The following is a 24,966-nucleotide window of genomic DNA, read 5'->3' on the forward strand; positions in this document are numbered from 1 at the left end:
CAACAATTCCAATATGAATACCAAAGAGACTCTTCATAAACTCATAGATGAAATTAAAGATGAAAATGTCTTGAAGGGATATCTTGAATTAATTAAAAGGCTGAACCTCAATCAAACAGGCGAACTTTGGAATGAACTAAGCAAAGAGGACAAAGATGAGCTATTACTCTCCTACGAAGAGAGTTTTAATGCGGATAACTTAATTAGTCACGCTCAAGTTAAAAGCCAACACAGTAAATGGTTAGAGAAATAGTTTGGACGAAACGAGCCAACTACAAATTCAATACAATTTTAGAATATCTAGAACTAGAATGGGGTGACCGTGTTACTAGAAATTTCATTAAGCGAACTTACGATATAACTCAGCTCATCTCTGAGAATCCCGAATTAGGAACACTAGAAAATCAAGAACGCAACATTCGTGGGTTTTTGCTCACCAAGCACAATCGACTCTTTTATCGATTTACAGATACAGAACTTTTCGTTCTAAATTTTTTCGATACTCGATCAGGGCCAAAGAGAATTAAATTCTTAAGTATGGGTAAACAACTTCTCCTCATTTTCTACCGCAACCCTGAACTGGGAAAAGTAAAAACCCGCTTGGCAAAAACAATAGGTGACGAAAAGGCATTAGCGATTTACTTTAAACTTGCAGAGCACACAAAAAACATTACGACAAATTTGAAGTGCATCAAAACTGTTTACTATTCTTCTATTGTGGAGGCGCAAGACATTTGGCCTAAGGGAATTTTTCAAAAACAAGCACAAGCAGGTTCTGACTTAGGTGAAAAAATGCACCATGCTTTCGCTGAAGGTTTTGCAGCAGGCTATCAATCCATTTGCATCATCGGCACAGATTGTTTGGAACTAACTACTGAAATAATTGAAAAGGCCTTTCGTGAATTAGAAACGCACGATACGGTGATTGGGCCAGCAACCGATGGTGGTTATTATTTACTGGGAATGAAAAAACTTTACCCCGCATTTTTCCAAAACAAAAATTGGAGCACAGATTCTGTTTGCTCAAACACGATTAGTGATTTCAAAAACCTAAACCTAAGTCATTTTTCTTTAGAGACCTTGGCAGATGTGGATGAAGAGAAAGATTTACCTGCTGGATTCTAAGTCTAATCTGCTCAAAACTTTAAATCAAAAAATTAAACCTGTGAATCGGTGTTCGTGAAAATTCTACCTCAACGCCTCCAAATCCCTTACTAAAATCCGCTTTCTGTCAAAGTTGATTAGATTCTTGTCTTTCAAATCGTTTAAAATCGTTGTTACCGTTTGGCGCGAAGTGCCCGTGAGCGAAGCAATATCTTGGTGAGTAAGTTTCGTTTGTATCAAGGTTTCATAGCCTACCTTCTTTCCTTTCCAACTGGCCGCATCTTTAATAAACTCCACCACTCGTGTGCGGGCATCTTTAAAGACGAGTAGTTCTAATTTGCGTTCCAACTTCATCAGGCGCAAGCCCACAAACTTCAACATCTTAAAACTCAACTCACGATTTTCTTTCATCAAATCTTTCATTTCTTCCAAACTTAATGGGCAAATTGTGCAGGCATCCATCGCCCTGGCAAAATCTCTTCGCTTATCTTCGCCTGCCAAGGCCAATTCTCCAAAAATTTCACCTGTAGATAAAATGGCTGTGATTACTTCCTTTCCGTCCTCCAAATAATGCCCAAGCTTCACGCGACCATTCACAATCATGTAAATATGAGTGGCCGTTTCATCGGGAAAATAAATAAACTCATCTCGTTTGTAGTGGTTAAACGTATGCTTCTCGGCCATCGATTTCACTTTATGCGGGCATAAAATGTTGTACAAATTCACACTTTCAAAATACCAAAGAGCTGCAGAGTTCGTCATTTCTTTCTTATTGACTATGTTAGCACAAATTTTGTAAAATTAGTTCATGCAAGGGTTGAAGGTAAGCGAAATTTGGATTTATCCCATCAAGTCATTGGGTGGCATTCGACTCACATCAGCAAAGGTAATGCAGAAAGGCCTACAATACGATAGGCGTTGGATGTTGGTGGATGAACAAAATGGTTTCTTGACGCAGCGGGTACATCATCAAATGGCTATGTTTAAGCTTTCGGTTGAAAAAAGTGGATTTACAATAGTACACAACGCAAATACTTTTTTCTTGCCTTTTGAAAATGAACTGCTAAGCCAACCCATTCTATCAAAAGTGTGGGACGATGAAGTAATCGTATTGGAAGTGAGCCACCAAGCAAGTGAATGGTTTTCGAAACAATTAGGATTCGGTTGCAAGCTGGTTCAATTTCCTGAAATAAATCCAAGGCCGGTAGATGAACGTTATCATATCAACCAAGAACATGTTAGCTTGGCAGATGGATACCCGCTTTTAATTATTGGCCAAAATTCACTGAATGATTTGAACAGCCGGTTGCAAAGCCCTGTTCCGATGAATCGCTTCCGACCCAATCTCGTTTTCACAGGAGGCAAACCTTACGAGGAAGACGAGTGGCGAAATTTTTCGGTTGGAAAAAATAAATTTGTTGGCGTGAAGCCTTGCAGCCGTTGTGTGCTCACCACTATTAATCAGCAAACCGGTGAACAAGGAAAAGAGCCATTGGCCACTTTGGCCTCCTATCGCAAAAAAGAAAACAAAATCTATTTTGGGCAAAATGTTTTAGCAATTGATTATGATGAAATACAGGAAGGAGATGAAATTGTTGTTGAATAGTTACTGGTTGTTGGTTACTGGTTGCTGGCTATCGGTTATCGGCAACAAACAGAAACTAGGAACAGGAAACTGGAAACTATGTCTATTGCCAATTGCCTACTGCCTACTTCTTCTAACAAGCTGCACCCGAAAAGAAAAGCCATTGCCAATTTTCGGTCAACGAGAAGTTGTCGGTACTGACACGGTTTATCATACCATTGCCAAATTCAGTTTTGTAGACCAAGATAGTGCCATCATTACCAACGAAACTTTCAAAGATAAAATCTATGTGACAGATTTCTTTTTTACAAGCTGCCGCACCATTTGCCCGATTATGAAAACCCAAATGTTGCGCGTTTACGAAGCCACCCAAGAAATGCCTGATGTACTTATCCTCTCGCACACCATCGACCCCGAATACGATACCGTTGCCCTACTTCGAGATTTTGCGGAGAGGCTAGATGTGGAAACTAAACGCTGGCATTTTGTAACGGGAGTGAAAGACTCGATTTACAAAATAGCTCAAACCAGCTACTTTGCCACCGCTATGGAGGATAAGACAGAACCCGATGGTTTTATTCACAGCGGAGCATTCCTTCTCATTGATAAAAAAGGAAGAATCAGAGGAAAATACGATGGTACTAAAGAGGACGAAGTGAATCGATTGATCGTTGACATTAAAAGATTGCGAAGATTGTGAATTCAACATTCAACATCCAACATCCAACTTTAAATGTCTTTTTTTGGATAGTATACGGCTGCGTACACCTTGCGGCTTGTGGTCAATCATCCAACAAGGACACGAAGTTTCAACAATACTTTGTACAAGGTGAGCAACTATACCTAAAAAACTGCAGTAATTGCCATCAAAAAAATGGAGGAGGATTGGGTCGGCTATACCCTCCTTTAAACAAATCAGACTACATGGATCAACATTTCGAAGAAGTGATTTGCATCATGAGAAATGGAGTGTGGGGCGAGCTGCTTGTAAATGGCAAAAAATACAACAAGGAGATGAAAGGGATTCCTTCCCTAACAGAACTTGAAATTGCTGAGATCGCCACTTATATCTACAACTCATGGGAACACCAGCGTGGGATAATAGAAATACCAAGCGTAGAAAATGCATTGAAAAAGTGTGAACCAAAATAGGTTATCTTAGTACTAGTTAACCATGCCATGTCCATTAGCTTAGAGAACATACTGTTGCTTGGTTCGTTGCTACTGTTTGTCAGCATTGTCGCGAGTAAAACATCGTTTCGTTTAGGCATTCCCACCCTTCTTTTGTTTTTGGGGATCGGCATGCTAGCCGGCTCTGACGGAGTAGGAGGAATTCGCTTTGATGACCCTAAAAGCACTCAATTTTTGGGCATCATCGCAATGGCGCTTATTCTGTTCTCGGGGGGTATGGATACCAAAACCGAAAGCATACGACCTGTTTTGAAAAATGGTATCGCCTTGGCAACCATTGGCGTGCTGGTGACCGCGCTTAGCGTGGGTTGGTTTGCCAGTTGGTTGTTAAAAATACCTTTAATGACTGGTATGCTTCTTGGGGCTATTGTTTCATCTACCGATGCAGCTGCCGTTTTCTCTATTCTGCGCACTCGAAACATCGGGCTCAAAGGCACCTTGCGCCCGTTGCTGGAATTTGAAAGTGGCAGCAACGACCCCATGGCTTATTTTCTTACGATTGCATTTATAGACTTGGTACAAGAACCCAATACCTCCATTATTTTTTTGCTTCCTAAGTTTTTAAATGGAATGCTTCTGGGGGCGGCCTGCGGTTTTGGCAGCGGGCGGTTAATGGTGTTTATACTCAATAGGATTAGACTGGATGTTGAGGGACTTTATCCAGTGTTAGTGCTGTCGATGATTTTCTTTACATTTTCCTTTACTGACAGCATGGGCGGCAACGGATTTTTGGCTGTGTATTTGTCGGGCATTATCCTTGGCAATGGCAATGTGGTTCACAAAAAAAGTTTGATTAAATTTTTTGATGGATGGGCGTGGCTAATGCAGATAATCATGTTCTTAACGCTCGGGCTATTGGTGTTTCCCTCACAGGTGGTTCCCATCATGTGGGAAGGCCTAATACTTTCCATTTTCTTGATAGTAGTCGCTCGCCCACTTGCTGTATTCATTTGTCTTTCGTTTTCAAAAGACTTGAACATAAGAAAGAAAATATTTGTCTCATGGGTTGGTCTGCGTGGAGCTGCGCCTATTGTGTTCGCCACGTTTCCGTTGGTTGCAGGCATTGAATATGCTCATTCAATTTTTAATTTGGTCTTCTTTATTTCTGGAATTTCAGTGCTGTTGCAAGGCAGTACACTCAGCCTAATAGCAAAGTGGCTGCATGTTTCAGTGCCTTCAGGGCTAAAAAGACAATTCCCAATTGACTTGGAGTTGAAAGATAATTCGAAACGAGAACTGCTAGAATTAGACATCGCCAAGGAATCAAAAGCAATTGGCAAAAGGGTAGTTCAACTGGGTCTGCCAAAAAAATGTCTCATTGTACTCATCCATCGCGGCAGCGAATACATCAGCCCCAATGGCGAAACCGTGATTGAGCAAAATGACCATTTACTGATATTGGTGGATACTAAAGAAACTGTTGGTGAGGTGACCTCGAGTTTTGAAGCCTCTTAACTTCAATCTTGATTTAAGAATGCTGTGCTTCCATTGCACCAACTATAAAAACCACGTGGTGATAATCGGTTGGAATGAATTTGGTAAATCAGTAATCAGTCATTTGATTGGGGTCGGCAAGTAAGTAGCTATTATCACAATAGGCCGCGCCAGTATTGACTTCTGAGTGCAACAAAAAGGGCGAACATTTCTGCTCGCCCTCAATTTATTGACAGATTCCTTCGCTAACGCTCGGAATTTATTTGGTTGGTTGTGAACCTTTACCCGTACCCGAAATTGAATTTCTCATTTCGGTATCGGCTTGCACATTTTGCATTTTGTAATAGTCCATCACACCTAAATTTCCATTCAGGAATGCCTGTGCAATTGATTTAGGAATTTCAGCTTCTGCTTCAATAACTTTTGCACGCGCCTCTTGTGCTTTTGCCTTCATTTCTTGTTCTACGGCTACCGCCATAGCTCTGCGCTCTTCCGCTCTTGCTTCGGCTACACGCAAGTCAGCAGCAGCTTGATCGGTTTGCAATTTTGCACCTATGTTAGCACCCACATCTACATCGGCAATGTCAATAGAAAGAATTTCAAAAGCCGTTCCGGCATCCAATCCTCGAGAAAGAACAAGTTTGGAAATCTTATCAGGGTTGGCCAATACTTCTTTATGCGAAGCAGCTTGACCAATAGAGGTAACAATACCTTCACCCACACGGGCTAAAATTGTTTCTTCACCTGCACCACCTACCAATTGCGCCAAGCTAGCACGCACGGTTACGCGTGCAATAGCAATCAATTGAATACCATCGGCTGCTACGGCTGCCACCTTTGGCGTATTGATTACTTTCGGGTTTACCGAAATCTGAACTGCTTCAAATACATTACGACCTGCCAAGTCAATGGCAGTGGCTTGTTTGAAAGTCAGACTGATGTTTGCTTTGTCGGCTGAGATCAATGCTTTAATTACGTTAGGCACATCGCCACCTGCCAAGTAGTGAGTCTCTAAATCGCTTGGTGTTAAAGCAATGCCCGCCTTGGTAGCTGTAATCAACGAATTGACAATAATGCTGGGCGGAATTTTACGAAGGCGCATACCAATCAATTGGCCAATGCTCACCCTTACACCTGAGAAAATGGCTGTTATCCACAAGCCGACAGGTACAAAATACGTGAATAAGAAAAATGCAACAATGCAACCGAACACGATGAGAATAAATACTAAATCCATAGTTTTAATTTTAATGAATAGGTTCTATAATTATTTGATTTGATACAATTTTAACGATCCGAATGCGACTTCCACTGTCCAAGTAGTCGCCACTTGTTTTTACTTCCACAATTTGATTGTTCAACTCCGCTTTACCCATTGGCCTTAGAGCCGACAATGCTTTCCCCTCCATTCCAACGGTTAACTGATCTAACTCTCCTTCGTTTACTTTGCTATTGATGGATGATTTTAGCGAAAACCGCTTCCAAACATTGGTGGTAAAAGAAAAGTAAAGTAATCCACCACAAGCAACAGAAGTACAACCAAACGTTACCCAACCGATCTCTCCCCCAAAATATTTAAAACTCAGTCCGACCCCAGCAATTAAAAAACAAAAACCAACAACACCAACGATGGTAGTGCCCGGCACGAAAACAACCTCCACCACTACTAATAGAAGACCAAAAACTAACAGCGATATGATGGTTGTCCACTCGGCCATTGTTGATTTACGAAGGTTGATTTAAGTTCAAAGCTACTCAATTTACCTAAACTTGATAGGCCAGCCTTAACGCTGATCCATTATCTCTTAATACGCTCTCGCAAATACCACTCTCCTATTCGATGGTTTTCCAGAATACACACAAACGCCATTTTCATCTTTGGCATCCAATGGAATGCAGCGGATAGTTGCTTTTGTTTCGTCTTTTATCTTCGATTCGGTTTCAGCAGTGCCATCCCAATGTGCCATCACAAAACCTCCTTTATCATCCAGCACTTTTTTAAAGTCTTCATAGCTATCCACGCGCGTAGTTGCCTGCTCGCGGAAAGCAAATGCTTTTTTATAAATGTTCGATTGAATATCGTCCAACAATGTAGGAATGGCCTCTATGATCTCCGCCATCTTCATAATGTTTTTCTCTTTGGTATCCCTACGTGCCACTTCCACCGTTTTGTTTTCCAAATCGCGTGGGCCAATGGCGATGCGCACGGGCACACCTTTTAATTCGTATTCGGCAAACTTAAATCCTGGCTTTAGGTTTTCGCGGTTGTCAAACTTTACTGAGTAGCCCTGTTTACGCAACGCAGCCGCAATTGTATTCGCTTCCTCAGAAATTTTACTCAACTCTTCTTCATTTTTGAAAATCGGAACGATGACCACATGAATGGGTGCCAACTTAGGCGGCAACACCAAACCATCATCGTCCGAGTGCGCCATAATCAACGCACCCATCAAACGTGTACTTACACCCCACGAGGTGCCCCACACCTTTTCAAGCTTCCCCTCTTTGTTGGTAAAGTTTACATCGAAGGCATTGGCAAAATTCTGACCCAAAAAATGTGATGTGCCTGCCTGCAACGCTTTGCCATCTTGCATCATCGCTTCAATGCAATAGGTATCCACTGCACCAGGAAAACGTTCGCCTTCCGATTTCCTTCCTTTAATCACCGGCATCGCCATAAAGGTTTCTGCAAACTCGGCATACACATCCAACATTTGTTCGGTCTCGGCTATTGCTTCTTCTTTGGTGGCATGTGCGGTGTGCCCTTCCTGCCAAAGAAATTCTGCCGTGCGCAAAAACAAACGCGTGCGCATTTCCCACCGCACCACGTTGGCCCATTGGTTAATCAACAACGGCAAATCGCGATACGATTGAATCCATTTTTTATACGTGCTCCAAATAATGGCTTCGCTGGTTGGGCGCACCACCAGTTCTTCTTCCAATTTTGCTTCGGGGTCCACCATCAATTTCCCCGGACGTTGCGGGTCTGTCTTTAGTCGGTAATGGGTAACAATGGCACACTCTTTCGCAAATCCTTCGGCATTTTTTTCTTCTGCCTCAAACATGCTTTTGGGCACAAACAAAGGAAAGTAAGCATTCACGTGCCCGGTGTCCTTAAACATTTTGTCAAGTGCCTGCTGCATTTTTTCCCAAATGCTATAGCCATAGGGCTTAATCACCATGCAACCGCGCACGTCAGAGTTTTCTGCCAAATCGGCTTTCTTTACTAAATCAATATACCATTGCGAATAATCTTGCGCACGGCTAGTAATCTCCTTTCCCATTGAATTTTAAGTCGATTTTAATGCAATTTTAATAAACAGGCAGCAAATATAGGTTTGAATGGCCAAGTAACAGAGCCCGAATAGATTTAGCACAAAAATTGTTACTTAAAACATCTAAATTGAGTAGATTTACGTTACTAAGATTACATACCATTAAATCTAAGATTATGAAAACGAAAATAGCCTTGTTTTCTTTGTTGGCAATTGCAATGAGCGCAAGCGTTTTTGCGCAAGAAGAAATCGATGACATGTACTTTACCTCAAAAGACCGCGTTGCAGAAAATGCAAAGCGGCAAGTAGAGGTGGCCTCCCTTTCAAAGCGTGTTTTGGAGAGCGAGTCTGCTCCGGTGATAAACCCTACAGACAGCTATTCTTCTAGGGGAGTTAATCCAGAATATATTTCAGGATCGAAAGTAGGCACGGTGGCAACCACCGGAAACAATGTTTCTTATTTCAGTGCCAACTATCAACCTACGGCAGTTAACCAATCTTTGAACAATAATAGCAATATGGCCTACAATGGTTTTGGTGGCCCTATGGGTTACAACCGTTTCGGCTCACCTTACGGGATGATGGGTGGAATGGGTATGATGGGCATGGGCGGAATGGGAATGGGTTTCTCACCTTGGGGTTTTAATAACATGGGCTTGATGAATCCTTACATGAACCCCTACATGGATCCATTTATGATGAACAACTGGGGTGGTTATGGAATGAACGGTTTCTATCAACCCGGTTTATCATTTGGGTTTGGAAGTGGATGGGGCAACCCTATGTTTGGTTTTGGAAATAGCTTCTATAATCCTTGGGGATTCAATAGCTGGGGAATGAATTCGTTTTATGGAGGATGGGGAAATCCTTGGGGAATGAACAGTTTTTATAATAGAGGATGGAATACCTGGGGGAATGGTTGGTATGGAGGAAATACTGTGGTGGTGGTTGACAGGCCTAGAGCCGAATCAGCTCGTAATGCAGAAGTGGAGCGATATTATCGTACCGATGCCACGGGCGGAAGCAATGCTGGAGGCAGAGTAGCCTCTCAAGAATATTATAATCGAAGTTGGAGAAATGATGTTCAACAAAATAATGGCACCGCGTGGAACTCGCGCCCAACGCAAAGCACAAATGCTTGGAACAGCGGTTGGAATAACAACAACAGCAATAATGGCTGGAACAATAGCAACGGCTGGAACAGTAATCAAAATAATGGCTGGGGCAATTCAAGTGGCCGCTCTTTCTCTACCGGAGGTGGTGGTGGATTTAGTGGAGGAGGCTCAGCTGGAGGTGGCGGAGGTGGTGGATCTCGCAGAGGTCGTGATTAACGGTTAGTCTCAAAAATCTTCCAAAAAAAAGTAAGCATGAAGCTTAAAAGTTGGGGGCTTTGCCTCAGTGTTATTGGTGCGTTCTTTTCTCAAGTAAGCTTAGCCCAAAACTATTTCATTGAACAAGCTTTATTGTTTTCGCGTCAGAATGCAGGTGGTAGCGCGCGAATTCAGGCGATGGGTGGGGCACAAGTAGCCCTTGGCGGAGATTTCAGTTCTGCTCTTTCGAACCCAGCAGGATTGGGTATGTACAATCGCAATGAATTTAGCTTAACACCTGCTATCACTTTTCAAAATGCGAGTGGAAATTATTCAACGTATGAAGTGCAGCAAGGAAATTTAGTAACCAACCAAAATAGCTCTTCCTCTTCTAGTTCAAACGTAAGCTTACCCGGATTGAGCATCGTGTTCGGATCAGGAAAAAACACAGACCGGGAGCCTTTTTACGGAGGAACATTTGCCATTACACTTAATCGCATCAATGACTTTAATGGCTCCATGCAATACAATGGTCAAAACAATGGCAGCTCTATGATTAATTATTTTTTGGATGTTTCCACAGGCTATTCAAAAGATCAGTTTGATCCAAAATTCGACCCAAACGCCCCTAACGTTGCTACTGGCTTCGGTGACAATGTAAATACTCAAGCTTATTTAGGGTATAATAACTACCTATTTGGTCCTCTAACTAAAAATGGAACCGACTATTTTAGCGATCTATTCGGAGGTTCTCCTTTTCAAAAAGAAACCATAAAAACAAGTGGGGCACAAAATCAGTGGAACATTTCGTATGGTGCCAATTTATTAGATAAATTATACTTAGGTGCTGGCCTCGGAATTACTTCCGTTCGATACCAATATGACAAGACCTACTATGAGGACTTTAGCGGACAGACAACAGGCGACATTAGACCTTGCATCAAGTGCTTTAACAATTTTACCTTAAATGAAAAAAGAACAACAACTGGATCTGGAATTAACTTAACGATCGGTGCAATCTTTAAGCCATTGGACTTTGTACAATTTGGAACGTCTTATGTTACTGGAACGTCCTATCAACTTACTGATTCCTACTCAGGAATTATGAAATCAAGTTGGAATAATTTCGATTATTACGGAGACGGTTCATTTATTCTACAAGAAGTAACATTTGATACAAATGAGGGTGGAACAAACTCAGGAAAGGTGATAAGCAGAGCCATAACAACTCCAGATCCTGTAAATTATAGTCTAAGCACTCCCGGAAGATTTACTTTTGGTACAGCCATTTTTATTGCAAAAAAAGGTTTCATAACTGCCGATGTAGAATTAGTCAATTATGCCAACGCATCGACAAGCAGTTTTAGCGAGCAACTCTACAGTTTATCCATTGATGCTGGTTTGGACGTAAACAAAACCGTTTCCTCCAGATTTAAATCGGCAACAAACATTCGCATCGGTGGGGAATATCGATACAAAAATTTTCGTTTTCGTGCGGGATACGGCATAATGGATAATCCATATGCCAATAAACCCACTAATAGGATTAATTATTCACTCACCAATCTTTCCTCAATATCCGGTGGAATTGGCTACCGAACGGCCAAATTTTTTGTAGATATGGCAGTGATACAAACGCAAGGGGACGGCTATTATTTACCTTATTCTCTTAGTAATTTTCCTGCGCCTAACTACACGTACTCCAATGCAACTACTCGTGTGATGTTTACGGTGGGCATTCCCTTCTAACTTCTCAATTCATTCATCACATCACTGATCTGGATCGAGCTTCCTTTCACAATCACTTTCGCCTTTCTGTAAAAAGGTTTTCGCTGACTTCTCAAAAACTCGATCTTATCTTTTAGCTGCTCAAAATTCAAATCCAACAACAGTGGACGGGTGTCGGATTGGCTTGAAATGCGCTTGGCAATTTCTTTGGCAGGCACGTCTAAAAAGATAGTTGTGCCTGTTTGGTTCATTAATTCGAGATTATCAAAAAAGCAGGGTGCCCCTCCGCCCGTGGCCATCACAAAATTATTCTGGCCCTGGCTCCACTTGCGTAACTCCGTGGCCTCGCTGCTTCTAAAATAATCTTCACCAGCTTCTTTAAAAATAACCGCGATAGCTCTCTTTTCAGATTTTTCTATTTCTGTATCCAAATCAACAAAATCGATCTTCAACTGGGCTGCCAATTGTTTGCCTAACGTAGTTTTGCCTGAGCCGGGAAGACCAATGAGGTATATCTTCATCTTAATTTGAAAATTTGAAAATGAGCCAATTTAAATATGGCTGGATAGCGCGAATTTTCAAGTCTTCAAATTGACACATCTTCACATTACATTTTTGTAATCAAATCCAATACTTCAACAGCACTCGGTGTATCGTTGTGATGCCAATTGCCCAGCACTGTTCCGTTTTTCCACAAAGCAATACCAGGGTTTGAGCGGATAATTGTTTTTAACACCGTAGCATCTGCATAATAATAAGGTATAGCCAATTGATTTTCGTGGCGGAAAGCTTCCATTGCTTCCGCAGTTGATGCCGTCACAATAAAACAGTCTACTTTTCCTTCTAGTTGTTTGGTCAGTTCGCGAAGGGTGGTGATATTCTTAACGGAAGACTTTCGCAGATCGCTGATCACGATCAACAACCGGTTGCCCTCAAAGGTATACTGTGTTTGGTCTTCACCCTCTGGGCTGCTTACAGCATAGTCGGTAATCTTTGGTTTGATTTTGTCTTCATTCAATACTTTGGATGACACATATTGATAACCGGGCTCCATCATGTATTGAGTCGATTTTACCTCTTTACCATCTTTGGCAAAGGTGTATTCAATCACGGGTTGCTCCGTTGGTTTCATTTGTGCGGGAATGTTGTTCCCTACTTTGTATGCTCTAAAATCGATGAAGGGCAAGTGATCGATCGCATAGATACCCACGAAAAAAGAAATCACGACAGTAGCAATAATCACGGCATGGCCTTCGCGCGTTCGCAAAACAGGCTTGTATTTTTTTCTGTACCAAAATAGGTGCAACACAAAAATCATCAATACCAAATCTTTGATGAATGACTCCCACGGAGTAAGCTTGATTGCATCGCCAAAGCATCCACAATCGGTCACTTTTTCTAAGATGGCAGAGTAGCCGGTTAAAAAGGTAAAAAAAATCATGAGCAACAAAAGTGTCCACGTGGTGAGGTTCATGCGCCAGTAAATAAGTATCGCCAAACCTATGGCCAACTCCAACACGATCATGATCATGCCAATCTCGAGCGACCACGGAATGAAATAGTGGAAGAACGAACCAAAATCTTCGGTAAACACTTCAAAGTATTCTTCCATTTTGATTTGCGTACCGATGGGGTCGTTGAGTTTAATCAGCCCCGAAAAAATGAAAAGTGTGCCTACAAAAAAGCGAGAGAATTGGTCTAAAATTTTTTGAATCATAATCTATTCATGTATCCTCAAAAATAAGAGAAAAACAAAGGATTAGCCACGTTTGGTTCTTAATGATTCGTTAATTGCGTTTATTTAATCGAGCAGAATAAAATTATCATCTTTGAACACTTTTAAATCTATGAATAAATTTCTACGAGCGAGTGCGCTGATTTGTTGTCTAATAACAACATTGGTTTCAAAAAACTGGGGTCAAGTAATTTTAACAACTTCTCCCTACACACAGGATTTCAATAGCATCTCTTCGGGGCTACCAACAGGATGGACAGTCAGAACCGGTTCAACGGGAAGTGCCTTGGGGGCTACTGCCACTTTGGTTACTACCGCTACATCTTGGAGCACCTCTGCAGGCAATTTTAGAAATGGAGCGGCCGCGAGTGGGTTAACGTCAGCGTCTATTGCTGCTGATCAAAACAATTCGACAAATAGGGCACTTGCCGTTCGCCAGACGGGAGCATTTGGCGACCCAGGAGCTGCGTTCGTGCTGCAACTTGCAAACACCTCAGGCCTTACCAACTTTCAATTAAGTTTCAAGCTGCAATCCTTGGATGGAAGTGCAGACGGAAGAACTTCCACGTGGCGTGTGGACTATGGTTTTGGGGCAACACCCTCATCCTTTACTTCGGTAACTACCTCCCCAGCATCATTGACAACCGTACTGGCAGCTGGGGGTGCTAGTTGGGGAAGCACAGACGTGAGTGTCAATTTTGGGACTGCCTTGGACAACACTGCGAACGATGTTTGGATTCGTGTAACAACCATCACACCTTCTACCGGTAGTGGATCTAGACCCACTACCGCTATTGATGATGTTCAACTATCTTTCACAGCAGGCGATTTAATGCCCCCTTCCTTTAGCTCTACTTACCCAAAAATATCAACCTTATCTTCCTCAAGCTTTGATCTTGTCACGAGCCTAAGCGAACCTGGCAAAACCTTTTTTGTCGTGTTGCCAAATAATGCTTCAGCGCCTTCTTCCACACAAGTAAAAAATGGACAAGATGGAGCCGGGACACCCCTGGGTGCTGGATTATTTGGAACAATTAACATAACGAACGCTACCACCGACTATAGCGCTAGCGTTATTGGCTTAGCATCTGCCACAGACTATGATGTGTATGTAGTGGCCAAAGATCTGATACCTAATTTGCAAGCGACACCAGTAAAATTAGATGTGCTAACCAATACGGCTGGTGATATAACTCCTCCAACCTTTACCGCCACCTATCCAAACGTCAACACTGTTTCTGCTACTTCATTCACTGTTCGTACAAATTTGGATGAAGCGGGAAAAACTTATTTTGTAGTGTTGCCTGCTGGCGCCACGGCACCTTCATCTGTGCGTGTAAAAGCGGGGCAAAATGGAAATGGTGTAGCCGTTGCATTGAACTTGGCAGGAACTATCAACGTGATGTCAGCCGCTACTGAGTTTACTTCCGCGGTAAGCGGACTAAGCCCTTCCACTGGCTATGATGTTTACATTGTAGCGGAAGACAATGTGCCTAATCTTCAAATCATTCCAACCAAAATAAGCGTAGTTACCTCTGCACAATATTTGGAGGACTTTAATGCGTGTGACGGCACCGCATCTTTCTCACAATTCAGCAAAACAGGCGCGCAGGTTTGGGGTTGTACGGATTTCGGAAGAAATGCAACCAAAGGCATCCGCATGAACGGATTTTCAGGGACTGCACAATTAAATGAAGACTGGTTGATTTCGCCCGTTACGAGCCTAGGAGCCAACTCAACCCTTTCGTTCTATTCGCAATTCTCCTTTGCAGGCCCATCTCTTCAGCTAAAAATCTCCAATAATTTTTCTGGCACTGGGGATCCATCATCAGCTACATGGACTGATTTGAATGGAAACTTCCCAACCGCAGCCGTGCCATCAACTAGTACCTCGTTGGCTGATTGGACTTTGAGTACCGTTGATTTATCCGCTTATTCATCGCAAAATGTTTATGTAGCATTCGTTTATACTTCGTCCACAGGCACGAACACCGCTGCCCGCTGGACACTGGACGATATTAGCTTCAGCAATGCGGCAGCCAGCTATTTAGAGGCTTCACCCTCCTCATTATCATTTAATGCCGGAGCAACGGTGAAAAGTTATTCGCTACGAGGATTCAACCTATCGAACAACGTTACCGTCAACGCGCCCAGTAATTTTACTGTATCGAAAGACAACACTACTTTTTCAGGTTCCATTTCGTATACACCCGCAGAAATTGCTTCAGCCCAAAATGTTTTTGTCAAGTTTGATGCTCCCGCTGGCGCAAACACATTCACAGGAACAATTACAAACACTTCCACTGGAGTTTCTACCAAGAATATTTCTTGTCGAGGGACGGACAAGTCACAGACACTAGATATCACCACGTACAATTTAGAATTCTTTGGTACAGACGTGAAGGATACGGGTGGAGCGGAATTCGGGCCGATTGATGATGCCTTGCAGGTTTCCAATGTTATTACTGTGCTCCAGAATATCGGTGCAGATATTTTTGCTGTGCAAGAAGTAGCCGATGATGCAGCTTTCAATCAACTTGTGAGCAACATTTCTGGCTTTAGTGGAATGCTGGCTAACAGGTGGTCCTACTCTTTTGATCCGCCTGATGCCAATTTTCCTCCCCAAAAAATTGGGTTTATCTACAATAGTTCGACCGTTCAACTGGTGAGTTCCAGAGTCATGTTTACCCAACTTTACGATGCGGTTAGAGCAGGGAACACAGGTTTATTGCCTGGCTACCCAACTACCGCCTCCAGCTTTTGGTCGTCAGGAAGATTACCTTTTATGGCCACATTTGATGTTACTGTTGCAGGCGTCACAAAGAGAGTGAGGGTGGTTAATATTCATGCAAAATCTGGGTCGGCTACGGGAGATTATAACCGAAGAAAATACGATGTAAAAGTGTTGCACGATTCGCTGATCGCAAACTATGCGAATGACAACATTATTTTGTTAGGTGATTACAACGATGATGTAGATGTTTCTATTGGCGCGCCCACCAATCCTGAATCGACCTATAAAGTCTTTGTTGATAACACGACTAATTTCAATTCGCTTACGTTGCCCATTAGCCAGACAGGAGCTTCTAGCTTCCCCAGTTCGAGTAGCTTTTTGGATCATCTTACTACTTCCAATGAACTGACGAATTCATATGTAAGTAATTCCATCATTGTAGAAGATCCAAGGACCTACATTTCCAATTACGTGAATACTACATCTGATCACTTACCGGTGTCAGCAAGATTCGTGATCACGAAAGAAGATCAAACGATCACTTTCCCATTAATAGCGGACAAGAATGTGGGCGATGCTCCGTTTACCTTTGCTCTTCCTACGGCTACGTCTGGGCTAGCTGTGACAGTAACACCAAATTCAAAAATTACTATTAGCGGAAATCAAATCACTCTTGTTAGTGCTGGTAAAGCAAGCATTGTGGCCAGCCAGGTGGGCAATGGAAACTACAACGCGGCCACATCCGTGACCAGAGAATTTTGCATCAAACCCACTAAGCCAAGTGTGACGGTCGCATTTGCATCGGGTGCAGCCACGCTTACTTCCAACGCTGCAAATGGAAATCAGTGGTATTTTAATGGTGCCGCCATCACGGGCGCCACCAATAATTCCTATACAGCTACCAACGCAGGCACTTACAAAGTGCAAGTAACCATCGATAACTGCTTGAGCGATTTTTCAAATGATACTCCTGTTGTGATTACTGGCGATTTGACAAAGGGCAATGCCTCTATTTCACTTTACCCTAACCCAACTGCAGGCATTTTATTCATTGCAGGGTTAGAGCCCGAAACAAATGAATGTTCGATCGTTGATTTACTTGGACGACCGATAATGATGAACTTGGAAAAATCAGGTGACCTACATCGATTAACCACAGAAAGCCTGGCTGACGGAGTTTACATGCTGAATGTGAAACAAAGCAGCTCAGTACTTCAACTGAAATTTGTAAAAAAGAATTAGTGGAATTGGTTTCTCTGGAAAGGCACCGCTTTGAAAAGGCGGTGCTTTTTTATTTTTTAAGATTTGTCAAAGCCTTGTGTTAGGCGTCTGACCGCTTGAAGCGGTCTGACGCCTGCAATCACTTTGTCTCCAACATTTTTACCACGGTGACAGCTGCCTCTTCGCCTTTGTTGCCCAACTTTCCTCCGGCACGTTCCATGGCTTGCTTTTTGGTGAGCGTAGTCAGAACCCCAAAGGCAACCGGCTTATTGGTTTTCAAATTCACCTTCATTATTCCATAGGATACGCCTTGGCACACATAGTCGAAGTGTGGGGTGTCGCCTTGAATCACACAGCCGAGGCAGATCACCGCGACAATGTCTTTTTTCTCGGCCTCCCATTGCGCAGCCAAGGGCAACTCAAAACTGCCAGGCACATTTTTGCGGATGATGTTTGACTTCTTTGCGCCCATTTTGATAAGGGCATGATAGGCACCTTCGAATAAAGGTTCAGTAACGTCTTCATTCCAATCTGCCACAACAATGGCGAACTTTTTATTGGAAAGATTGAGTTTGCTTTTTCCTGAAACCGATTTTAGGATACCTGCCATAGAAAGTTAATGAGAGCCAAAATTAGCAAAAAATGGCATGTTATCGGAAGCCAAATAGCAAGCTGAGCGAATCGATTGCGCACAAAAAAAGCAAGCTCTGATCGAGCTTGCTTTTAGATGATTCTCTTTCCTTCAAATCTGGCTACTTCGTAAAGCTAAATACGTGCTGTCCACCTATTGATTCGACTCTTCCGGATCCCAGTGTGGTTTTGGTCCAAGACAATCCCAGTTTAAGGGATGCCGTGGTAGCTTCCTGAATTTGCACCTCTAAATTATCATTGCGCTTTATCGAGGTGGCGTTTGCATCGGTAAACGTAAATGTGCCACTGGAAGGCCAAATGACTCCACCATTGGTAGAAGTGAACGAAGCACTCGTAAATGTCAAACTCAGATCTTTGTAGGTGCTGGTTTTGTCAACGCCATCTACTGTTACTGTGTTTACTTTCCACGTGCCAGAGGTCAAGGCCGCAGTTACTTCTTCCTGACGGGAGATTTTCTTGTCGTCTGAGCATCCCGAAAAATTAATTGCTAGGCTGATGAGCGCAATCGGCAAACCGATCACTAGTATCAACCTTCTAAATTTTGATTTCATGATAGTATTTTTTTGGTTGGAATATTATTTTTTAACAAACTTCAACTGATACACCCCTGTTGCCCCATTCAAACGAAGCACATACATTCCGCTTGACAGATCTTGCACATTTGCTCTGTAACCGTCTAAATTCTTTTCAAGAATGATTTTTCTTTCCTTACCAGAGATGTCCATCAGGCGAGATTCTTGGATTTCAGAAATCCCTTGAATTTGCAGATAGTCTTCTACCGGGTTTGGATAGGCGGATATTGAGGATGAGCTCGTTGGTAGGTCTCCCGTCACAATAAGGGTAACTTCAGCTGAAAAATCACTGGTACAATCATCCACTTTTACATTTACTTTGTAAACCCCGGCTGCCGTAGCACTTAGCGTTGCATTAGTTGCACCTGAGATTGCATTTCCATTCAGGAACCATTGATTACCGGCCGTAGCACTGGAAGTTAAGGTGGGTGTTTCAGTATTGACATTAGTTACTTTAACAGTTGGCTTAACAGGCTTGATGCAGAAGCTACGTTCAACGGGTGTTGCCGCTGTAAAGGAGGCATTACCTGCCTGATTGGCGGTAACGATGGCGCGGCCCGCCTTTACCAAGGTTACCTGGCTTCCCGCGATGGTGATCTTATCTGAAGTGGTTGTAAATGAAGTTACTGCCAATCCTGACGAAGAAGTTGCAGATAGCGCAAAAGCAGGATCTCCTAACGTTTTGTCAGCGGGTGTGGTGAAAGTGATCGTTTGGGTTTGCTTGGTCGTGAGAGAGACTGCGCTAAATCCGGACACCCCAAAGTCGTTAAATGCAACGACTCTATAAAAATAGGTAGCATTTGCAACGACCGTATTGTCTGTGAATGTTAACACGTTTGCTGAAACCGTGCCTATCGCTGCAAAGCCACTCGTTTCATTTAATGACCTCAGAATTTGAAATCCTGTTTCATTGGTTGAATTGTCCGTCCAGTTAAGTGTAACCGGAAGCACACTTACAGGAGAAGAAGCCGTTAAAGCGGTAGGTGCTGCTGAAGGAACCATTCCTCCTCCGACCGAATAAACAGAGATCGTGCTACTCACTTCGTTGGATACAATTACTAGGGGAAGTCCCGTTGGACTCTCTTCTGCCTTGATAAAGAAAATACCTTCAGATCCAAGATCGCCAACTCCAGCGGTGGTAGTGCTGCGAGTATTCGCCCACTGCACAAAAACGGGATTAACAGGGTCCGTTATATTATAGACCATCACTCCACCAATCCGCTCTAACGCAATGAATGCATATATTTTTCCATTCAACGTTGAAATAGAAACGCCTTCAGGCTCTGGACCTTTGTTATCGCTACGGTTTTTTGGAGTGTTATTATCGTGGCTGGCATTGAAGATACTTCCAAAGGTTGCGTTGGCGAGTGTTATCCTTTCAAACTGGTCGCCACTATCAAAGACTTGCTCTAAACCCGTAGCGGTTGGCCGCCAAATAGAAAAAGAGCGCGCTCCCAAGGCATGAATCTCATCGAAGTCTCCATCGCCATCCGTGTCACCTGTTTTATTCGTTAGCTGAAGCCGACCGAGCACTGAATTATTTTTAAGAAGTGTAGCATCTGGAAACTTAGCCGGATCCAGAACATAAGCAGCGGCTCCAACCCGAACTTCTTCATTATAGATGCTTCCCTCTGCTCCTACAGTTGATCCAGCTCTTGGATAAACTCTTGAATCGCCTTCATTTGCCGTCACCAGGTAATTGATTCCCCCAACGCTAAATCCTGCAATTGCATCGGGTTGGTACATTCCTTTAACAGGCAAATTAGCAATATTGATATTCGCCAAGCCTCCAGGATTATCAGAAGCATCCAATCCATTTTTCAAAAGATTGTGATCCTTTAAACCCAATGGCCTAATAGCAGTAAATGCTTTCGTGGCTATATCCAGCACTGCAATCGCATTATTTTCCTGAAGCGTCACGTAAGCCGTATTTCCGTCTAAAGAAAACGTGATAAACTCCGGCTCTAAGTCTTTAGATACGGTAGCATTAGGCCCATAAATTCGCACACCTTGCGTTCGTAGCGCGGCCAACTGGGCATCATATGAGTTGAAGTTAACTTTGCTGACGTTTGATTGCGTAAGATTGGCAATGCCACCTGAAATATCAATGATGCTGACGGTTCCTTCCGGATCGATGGTGTATGCATCGTTAGGCTCGCCTTCATCGGCAGTAAGCACCAAGTTACCGTTAGGGCTAAACGTAAGCATGTCGGGCATAGAACCAACTGTAACTTGCTTCAACAAAGCACCATCTTTGTCGAAAAACAAGACACTCCCCGCGTCTATAAGATTGGTTGCTTCGATGGCAACTGCCACAATTCCGTTTCGAACAGCAACACTATTAATCCCTCCGAATGGCGCGATATCGATAGTCGCGATGTTCGACATCGCGGCAGGATTACTAAAGTCAACAATATTCATTTTTCTGCCCAAGGAATTGACAATGAACAGTCTTTTTGAAGTTGGATCATATGCAGAGATTTCAGCGGAATTTCCAGGGTTGGGGCCGACATTCAAATAACTAGATACCAAACTCAATTGAATCTCATTATTGGGAGCCGGAGCGGTTGGGAAGTCATTGTCGAAGACAAAGATATCTCTCTTCGGAGTCGCTCCGAGACCTATCGCAGCAGAATTGGCGCCCAGCGAAACCGAGAATGTTTCAGAACCTTCTAGGTTAGCGTCATTTTGTATCGTAAGCGTAGCGGTACCGGTTGTGGCACCGTTAAGGATCGTTATTGTAGGGCTGCTTAATGTATAATCCGAAGCTGTAACGCCAGCTCCAAATACATTCAATGCTAGAGTTTGGTCTCCAACCACAGGAGCTGATGCCGTGGCTGTCAATGTAATAGCTGTCGAGGCGGTTTCGCTTCCTATTGCTATTGCGGGAGTGGTAGTGAGGACAGCTGTGGGATTAACGACAATAGAGTAAACAGAAACTGTAGCACTTACCTCATTAGAAAGTACGACCAATGCATTACCAGTTGGACTATCGGCAGCTGAAATATAAATGATACCTTCCGAGCCTAAGTCATCAGTAGCGGGTACAGGAGGGTTGGATCGCTTGTTGTTGTAGGAAACAAAAATAGGGTTCGATGGATTTGTTACATCATAGGTAACTAAGCCACCGATACGCTCCAATGCTACAAAGGTATACTGTTTACCATTAATCTCTGCAATGGCTACACCCTCGGGCTCTGGGCCTTTATTATCGCTGCGGTTTTTCCTAGTCGGTGTGCCCGTGCTATTGTTGGCATTGAAAAAAGGACCCCATGTTGGGTCTTCAGCGGTAATACGTTCCAGTTGGTTTCCGCTATCGAATACAAGCGCACCGGTGTTGCCATTCCAAATGGTAAACGAGCGCGCACCAAATGCATATACTTCATCGAAATCGCCATCGCCATCGGTGTCACCAGTTTTATTGGTTACTGCAAGTCGTCCGAGTGCAGAATTATTTTTCAAAACTGATGCATCCGGAAAAGCTGTTGGATCTAAATTAAGTGAGCCAAAGGTCACCTCATCTGTAATGCCTGTGTACTCGCGGGCATCGCCTTCGTTCGCAGTAATCACATATGGCACTCCGGCTACTTCATAAGAAGCAATGGCATCCGGCATATACATGCCTTTTACTTTCCACGAACCAAAAAATATGTCACCCGACACATCTGACGCATCAAAAGAGTTTTCAGGTAAAGAGTGATCCTTGAAGCCCAGCGGCTTGATGTCCGTGACCGTTTTAGATACCAAGTCAATAATAGCAATGGCATTATTTTCTTGAAGCGTTACCCATGCTTTTTTGGAATCCGCAGAAACGGTAATGTACTCCGGCTCCAAATCTTGAGATACAGAAGATCCTGGGCCAAAGATGCGTACTCCCTGACTCTTGAGTGCTGCCATCTGACCGTCAAACGCATTGAAGTTGATCTGAGTAACATTTGCCTGCGTAATGTTGGCTACATCTGCCGGAACAGTTACACTAGATAAGTCCACTAATGTAATCGAACCTTCAGGGTCGCTCAGTGTGGGAGTATAAAAAATAGGTTGAGCTTCATTGGCTGTCAGTACAAATTTTCCATCTGGCGTAAAGGTCACCATATCAGGAAGATTCCCTGCATCTACAGATTTTAAATGAACACCATTGGTATCAAAGAAAGCTACTTTTCCATTAGTAGTAGCTGCATTTTCTATCGCCACCGCAACAATTCCATTCTTTACCGCGATGCTGTTAAGGCCCGCGCCATAAGGAGCCATGTCGATGGTGGAGATACGAGTAATTGCTGCAGGATTGGAGAAATTGAGAATCTCCATTTTGTTCAATAGCGAGTTCACCACAAAAAGCCGATCGCTTCCTGGATCGAAAGCAGATATTTCAGCTGAACTACCTGATTCAGGCACTTTAAAATTACCCGTGTAAGTTAGATTCAACGCATTGCTAGGTATGATTGGAGTTCTGTCATTGTCTTTGATGAAAACGATATGTTGCTTAATCGACCCTAAACTTCCATTGGTAACAGAACCTAATTGAAGTACCAAATACTTATCCTGGCTCGCAGTTGTATTGTCTAAGATTTGAAGAGAGATGTTTTGCGGAGTTGTTGAATTTGCAGGAAAAGTAACGGTCTGGTTCGTGAACGTGTAGTCCGTTCCTGCCACAGCGGTACCACCAACCACTGTCACTTGACTTGAAACCGCACTCGTGCTGCTGAAAGCAATATTAACTGGGATTGACAATGTTCCTCCGGTTTCTGTGGTGTTTGTCTTATCGGACGCAAATGCGATAGGAGTTGGCGTTGCCGTAAATGTTCCTGGTGTAGCAAAAATATCTACCCCGTTAAGCTTTTTGACAAGAGTAGATGGAACGCCCCAGTTTTGCCCAGCGTTGTTATCCAACATTAAGTTGAACAATTCAAGTGAGTATCCTCGCTCATCGGCATCCAAGGGCCAAGGTGCTATGTCATCGTAGTTTACTTCATCTACTACGGCATTTGCACTATTCAATAACTGAATCAACTCGCCACCATTACCCAACACATTTCCTATGACGGGTATATCAAGAAAAGTCTTGCCTATATAAAACGCTTCTGCGCCTACCTTATCGGTGGCCAAAAGAAGGAAGCCATTCGAAGGTATCGCAGTCTCGGGAAGAGTGAAGTTAAAATTGTTGGCATCTTTTATTCGCAAACCACCCGCCTGAACAACGTTTGCGCTATTGTTATAGATTTCTATAAACTCGAGGGCATCTGCTTCTGGTATGTTCAAGGCATTGTACATGATCTCGGTAATGATCAATGGAGGTGTGGTGTTGTTGAGGATCAATACCGAACTAGTAAAGGCTGCGCTCATCAAATTGGCAGCAAGGTCAGAAACGTTGCTCACGGTAATGATGTAGCCCACACCGTCTTTTAAGGTTGACGTAATCAATGTTACTTTTTTTGAAGCATCATTGTAAGAAATTGAATTGATGGTTGCGCTTCCACTAATGGTATAGTTCGCAGCGTTCTCGGCACTTGCTAAAGTAACCGACTCGCTAAAAGTTACTTCAATTGAGGTATTGCTGACTAAGGTGACGTTCGTCACGGTTGGCGGTGTCGTGTCGGCACCAGTCAACGAAAATGGAGTTGCACTAAATGGAACATCTGGCGCAGCGGCATCAATCGATTGATCGCCTCCTGCGTCTTGAGTAATCCAATTGCTGGGCGTATTTATAGGACTCAAATAAGCTGCAAAAGATGTTTGGTCATTGCGCGCTCCATTGTACGCAGCGATGTCAGTATCATCATCAGTTGATAGGAAGCTAATTGCATTAACACCCTCCGTAAGCCCGGTATTTGTAAGAAGTCCATTTGGAGCACTGAATCCTCCCGATGCAATCGCTGCAAGAAAAGTTGGGCTTGCAGATGAGCCCTGATAAGCATATATCGTTTCATCACCTCCGCCAATTCCTCGATTTGTTCCGCGCGATGGAGACAAAGTAGTTGCACTAATGGCAGTACCTGTGCTAGCGGTAATCGTACCCGTCCCAATATTGTCAATCAATACAATGGTACCAGGCGAAACGGCTGTTGTTGATGTCCAACTGAAGGCTCCCTCATTGGTGTCAATCCAAGCTGTGCCATTCCATTCGTTGTCTTCAAAAATTATAGTCTCCCCAGCATTAATAGTGGTCAATGCTACAAAGGCAATATTATCATTGCCATCAGCGTTAAAGCCGACAAAAGCGATACTCCCCTGTGTGAGTTGTCCATAACTCAGCGCCCAAGAAGTAAGGAAGAATAGAACTAGTAAAGTTTTTCTCATAAGTTTATTTTTAATTCAGCTGCAAAAGACGCCAAACAAAATTGTAGTAGTACTACTTTTATGTTAAGGCTTCATTACCGGATTATTTCCAGTTTCTTCCACGTAACCTAAAATTTCAAAAGAGTAGAA

Annotated in this window: 18 protein-coding genes; 9 read left to right on the top strand and 9 right to left on the bottom strand. The window is 43.1% G+C overall.

Translation table 11 applies throughout. From position 1 onward, the window contains the following. Positions 1–13 precede the first annotated feature (13 nt). Positions 14–253 carry a hypothetical protein gene (locus tag KA713_10770; protein ID UXE64990.1) on the top strand — a complete coding sequence of 80 codons (240 nt, stop codon included), beginning with the start codon at positions 14–16 and terminating at the stop codon, positions 251–253. Positions 254–537: 284 nt separating this feature from the next. Further along, positions 538–1,125 (top strand): TIGR04282 family arsenosugar biosynthesis glycosyltransferase, encoded by a 588-nt coding sequence (locus KA713_10775; GenBank protein ID UXE69100.1) that lies wholly within the window; start codon positions 538–540, stop codon positions 1,123–1,125. Between the two features lie 63 nt (positions 1,126–1,188). Here KA713_10775 and KA713_10780 read toward each other — a convergent pair whose 3' ends face one another. Next, positions 1,189–1,866 (bottom strand): Crp/Fnr family transcriptional regulator, encoded by a 678-nt coding sequence (locus KA713_10780; protein ID UXE64991.1) that lies wholly within the window; start codon positions 1,864–1,866, stop codon positions 1,189–1,191. Positions 1,867–1,921: 55 nt separating this feature from the next. On the opposite strand from KA713_10780, the gene KA713_10785 reads away from it, so the two are divergent. From KA713_10785 to KA713_10800, 4 genes are read left to right on the top strand one after another with little or no spacing between them, the layout of a single operon-like run. Beyond that, entirely contained in the window at positions 1,922–2,710 is a 789-nt protein-coding gene (locus KA713_10785; protein ID UXE69101.1) for an MOSC domain-containing protein, read from the top strand. After that, the gene (locus tag KA713_10790; GenBank protein UXE69102.1) at positions 2,691–3,389 is read left to right on the top strand and encodes an SCO family protein; all 699 of its coding nucleotides are present in this window, start codon (positions 2,691–2,693) and stop codon (positions 3,387–3,389) included. The genes KA713_10785 and KA713_10790 overlap by 20 nt, the downstream gene beginning before the upstream one ends. Before the next feature lie 47 nt (positions 3,390–3,436). Continuing rightward, positions 3,437–3,841 carry a cytochrome c gene (locus KA713_10795; protein ID UXE69103.1) on the top strand — a complete coding sequence of 135 codons (405 nt, stop codon included), beginning with the start codon at positions 3,437–3,439 and terminating at the stop codon, positions 3,839–3,841. Positions 3,842–3,868: 27 nt separating this feature from the next. Beyond that, positions 3,869–5,335, top strand: coding sequence for a potassium/proton antiporter (locus tag KA713_10800; protein ID UXE64992.1), 1,467 nt, complete (start codon positions 3,869–3,871; stop codon positions 5,333–5,335). Between the two features lie 238 nt (positions 5,336–5,573). Here the strand turns inward: KA713_10800 and floA are convergent, their stop codons facing one another. The 3 genes from floA to KA713_10815 form a co-directional block, all read right to left on the bottom strand. Then, positions 5,574–6,551, bottom strand: coding sequence for a flotillin-like protein FloA (gene floA / locus KA713_10805; GenBank protein ID UXE64993.1), 978 nt, complete (start codon positions 6,549–6,551; stop codon positions 5,574–5,576). 10 nt (positions 6,552–6,561) lie between these two features. Further along, positions 6,562–7,032, bottom strand: coding sequence for an NfeD family protein (locus tag KA713_10810; GenBank protein UXE64994.1), 471 nt, complete (start codon positions 7,030–7,032; stop codon positions 6,562–6,564). Between the two features lie 87 nt (positions 7,033–7,119). Beyond that, positions 7,120–8,598 carry a proline--tRNA ligase gene (locus tag KA713_10815; protein UXE64995.1) on the bottom strand — a complete coding sequence of 493 codons (1,479 nt, stop codon included), beginning with the start codon at positions 8,596–8,598 and terminating at the stop codon, positions 7,120–7,122. Between the two features lie 167 nt (positions 8,599–8,765). Here KA713_10815 and KA713_10820 point away from each other — a divergent pair, with 167 nt between their 5' ends. Together KA713_10820 and KA713_10825 are read left to right on the top strand one after the other, a co-directional pair. Next, positions 8,766–9,920 carry a hypothetical protein gene (locus KA713_10820; protein UXE64996.1) on the top strand — a complete coding sequence of 385 codons (1,155 nt, stop codon included), beginning with the start codon at positions 8,766–8,768 and terminating at the stop codon, positions 9,918–9,920. 36 nt (positions 9,921–9,956) lie between these two features. After that, a complete protein-coding gene (locus KA713_10825; protein UXE64997.1) occupies positions 9,957–11,648 on the top strand; it encodes a hypothetical protein in 1,692 nt (563 codons plus the stop codon). Here the strand turns inward: KA713_10825 and KA713_10830 are convergent. Together KA713_10830 and KA713_10835 are read right to left on the bottom strand one after the other, a co-directional pair. Next, positions 11,645–12,148, bottom strand: a complete 504-nt coding sequence (locus KA713_10830) for a shikimate kinase (GenBank protein ID UXE64998.1) — start codon at positions 12,146–12,148, stop codon at positions 11,645–11,647. The genes KA713_10825 and KA713_10830 overlap by 4 nt on opposite strands. Before the next feature lie 86 nt (positions 12,149–12,234). After that, positions 12,235–13,344: a DoxX family protein gene (locus KA713_10835; protein ID UXE64999.1), complete on the bottom strand. Its 1,110-nt coding sequence runs from the start codon at positions 13,342–13,344 to the stop codon at positions 12,235–12,237. A gap of 130 nt (positions 13,345–13,474) precedes the next feature. Between KA713_10835 and KA713_10840 the strand changes: the two genes are divergently transcribed. Continuing rightward, positions 13,475–17,338, top strand: coding sequence for a choice-of-anchor J domain-containing protein (locus KA713_10840; protein UXE65000.1), 3,864 nt, complete (start codon positions 13,475–13,477; stop codon positions 17,336–17,338). Positions 17,339–17,456: 118 nt separating this feature from the next. Here KA713_10840 and KA713_10845 read toward each other — a convergent pair whose 3' ends face one another. The 3 genes from KA713_10845 to KA713_10855 form a co-directional block, all read right to left on the bottom strand. Further along, positions 17,457–17,927, bottom strand: a complete 471-nt coding sequence (locus tag KA713_10845; protein ID UXE65001.1) for a 6,7-dimethyl-8-ribityllumazine synthase — start codon at positions 17,925–17,927, stop codon at positions 17,457–17,459. A gap of 142 nt (positions 17,928–18,069) precedes the next feature. Then, complete coding sequence (locus KA713_10850; GenBank protein UXE65002.1) at positions 18,070–18,519, bottom strand: hypothetical protein; 450 nt, start codon at positions 18,517–18,519, stop codon at positions 18,070–18,072. A gap of 24 nt (positions 18,520–18,543) precedes the next feature. Then, positions 18,544–24,837, bottom strand: a complete 6,294-nt coding sequence (locus KA713_10855; protein ID UXE65003.1) for a choice-of-anchor I family protein — start codon at positions 24,835–24,837, stop codon at positions 18,544–18,546. Positions 24,838–24,966: the final 129 nt, after the last annotated feature.

The sequence above is a fragment of the Chryseotalea sp. WA131a genome (genome assembly GCA_025370075.1).
Lineage (GTDB): Bacteria > Bacteroidota > Bacteroidia > Cytophagales > Cyclobacteriaceae > ELB16-189.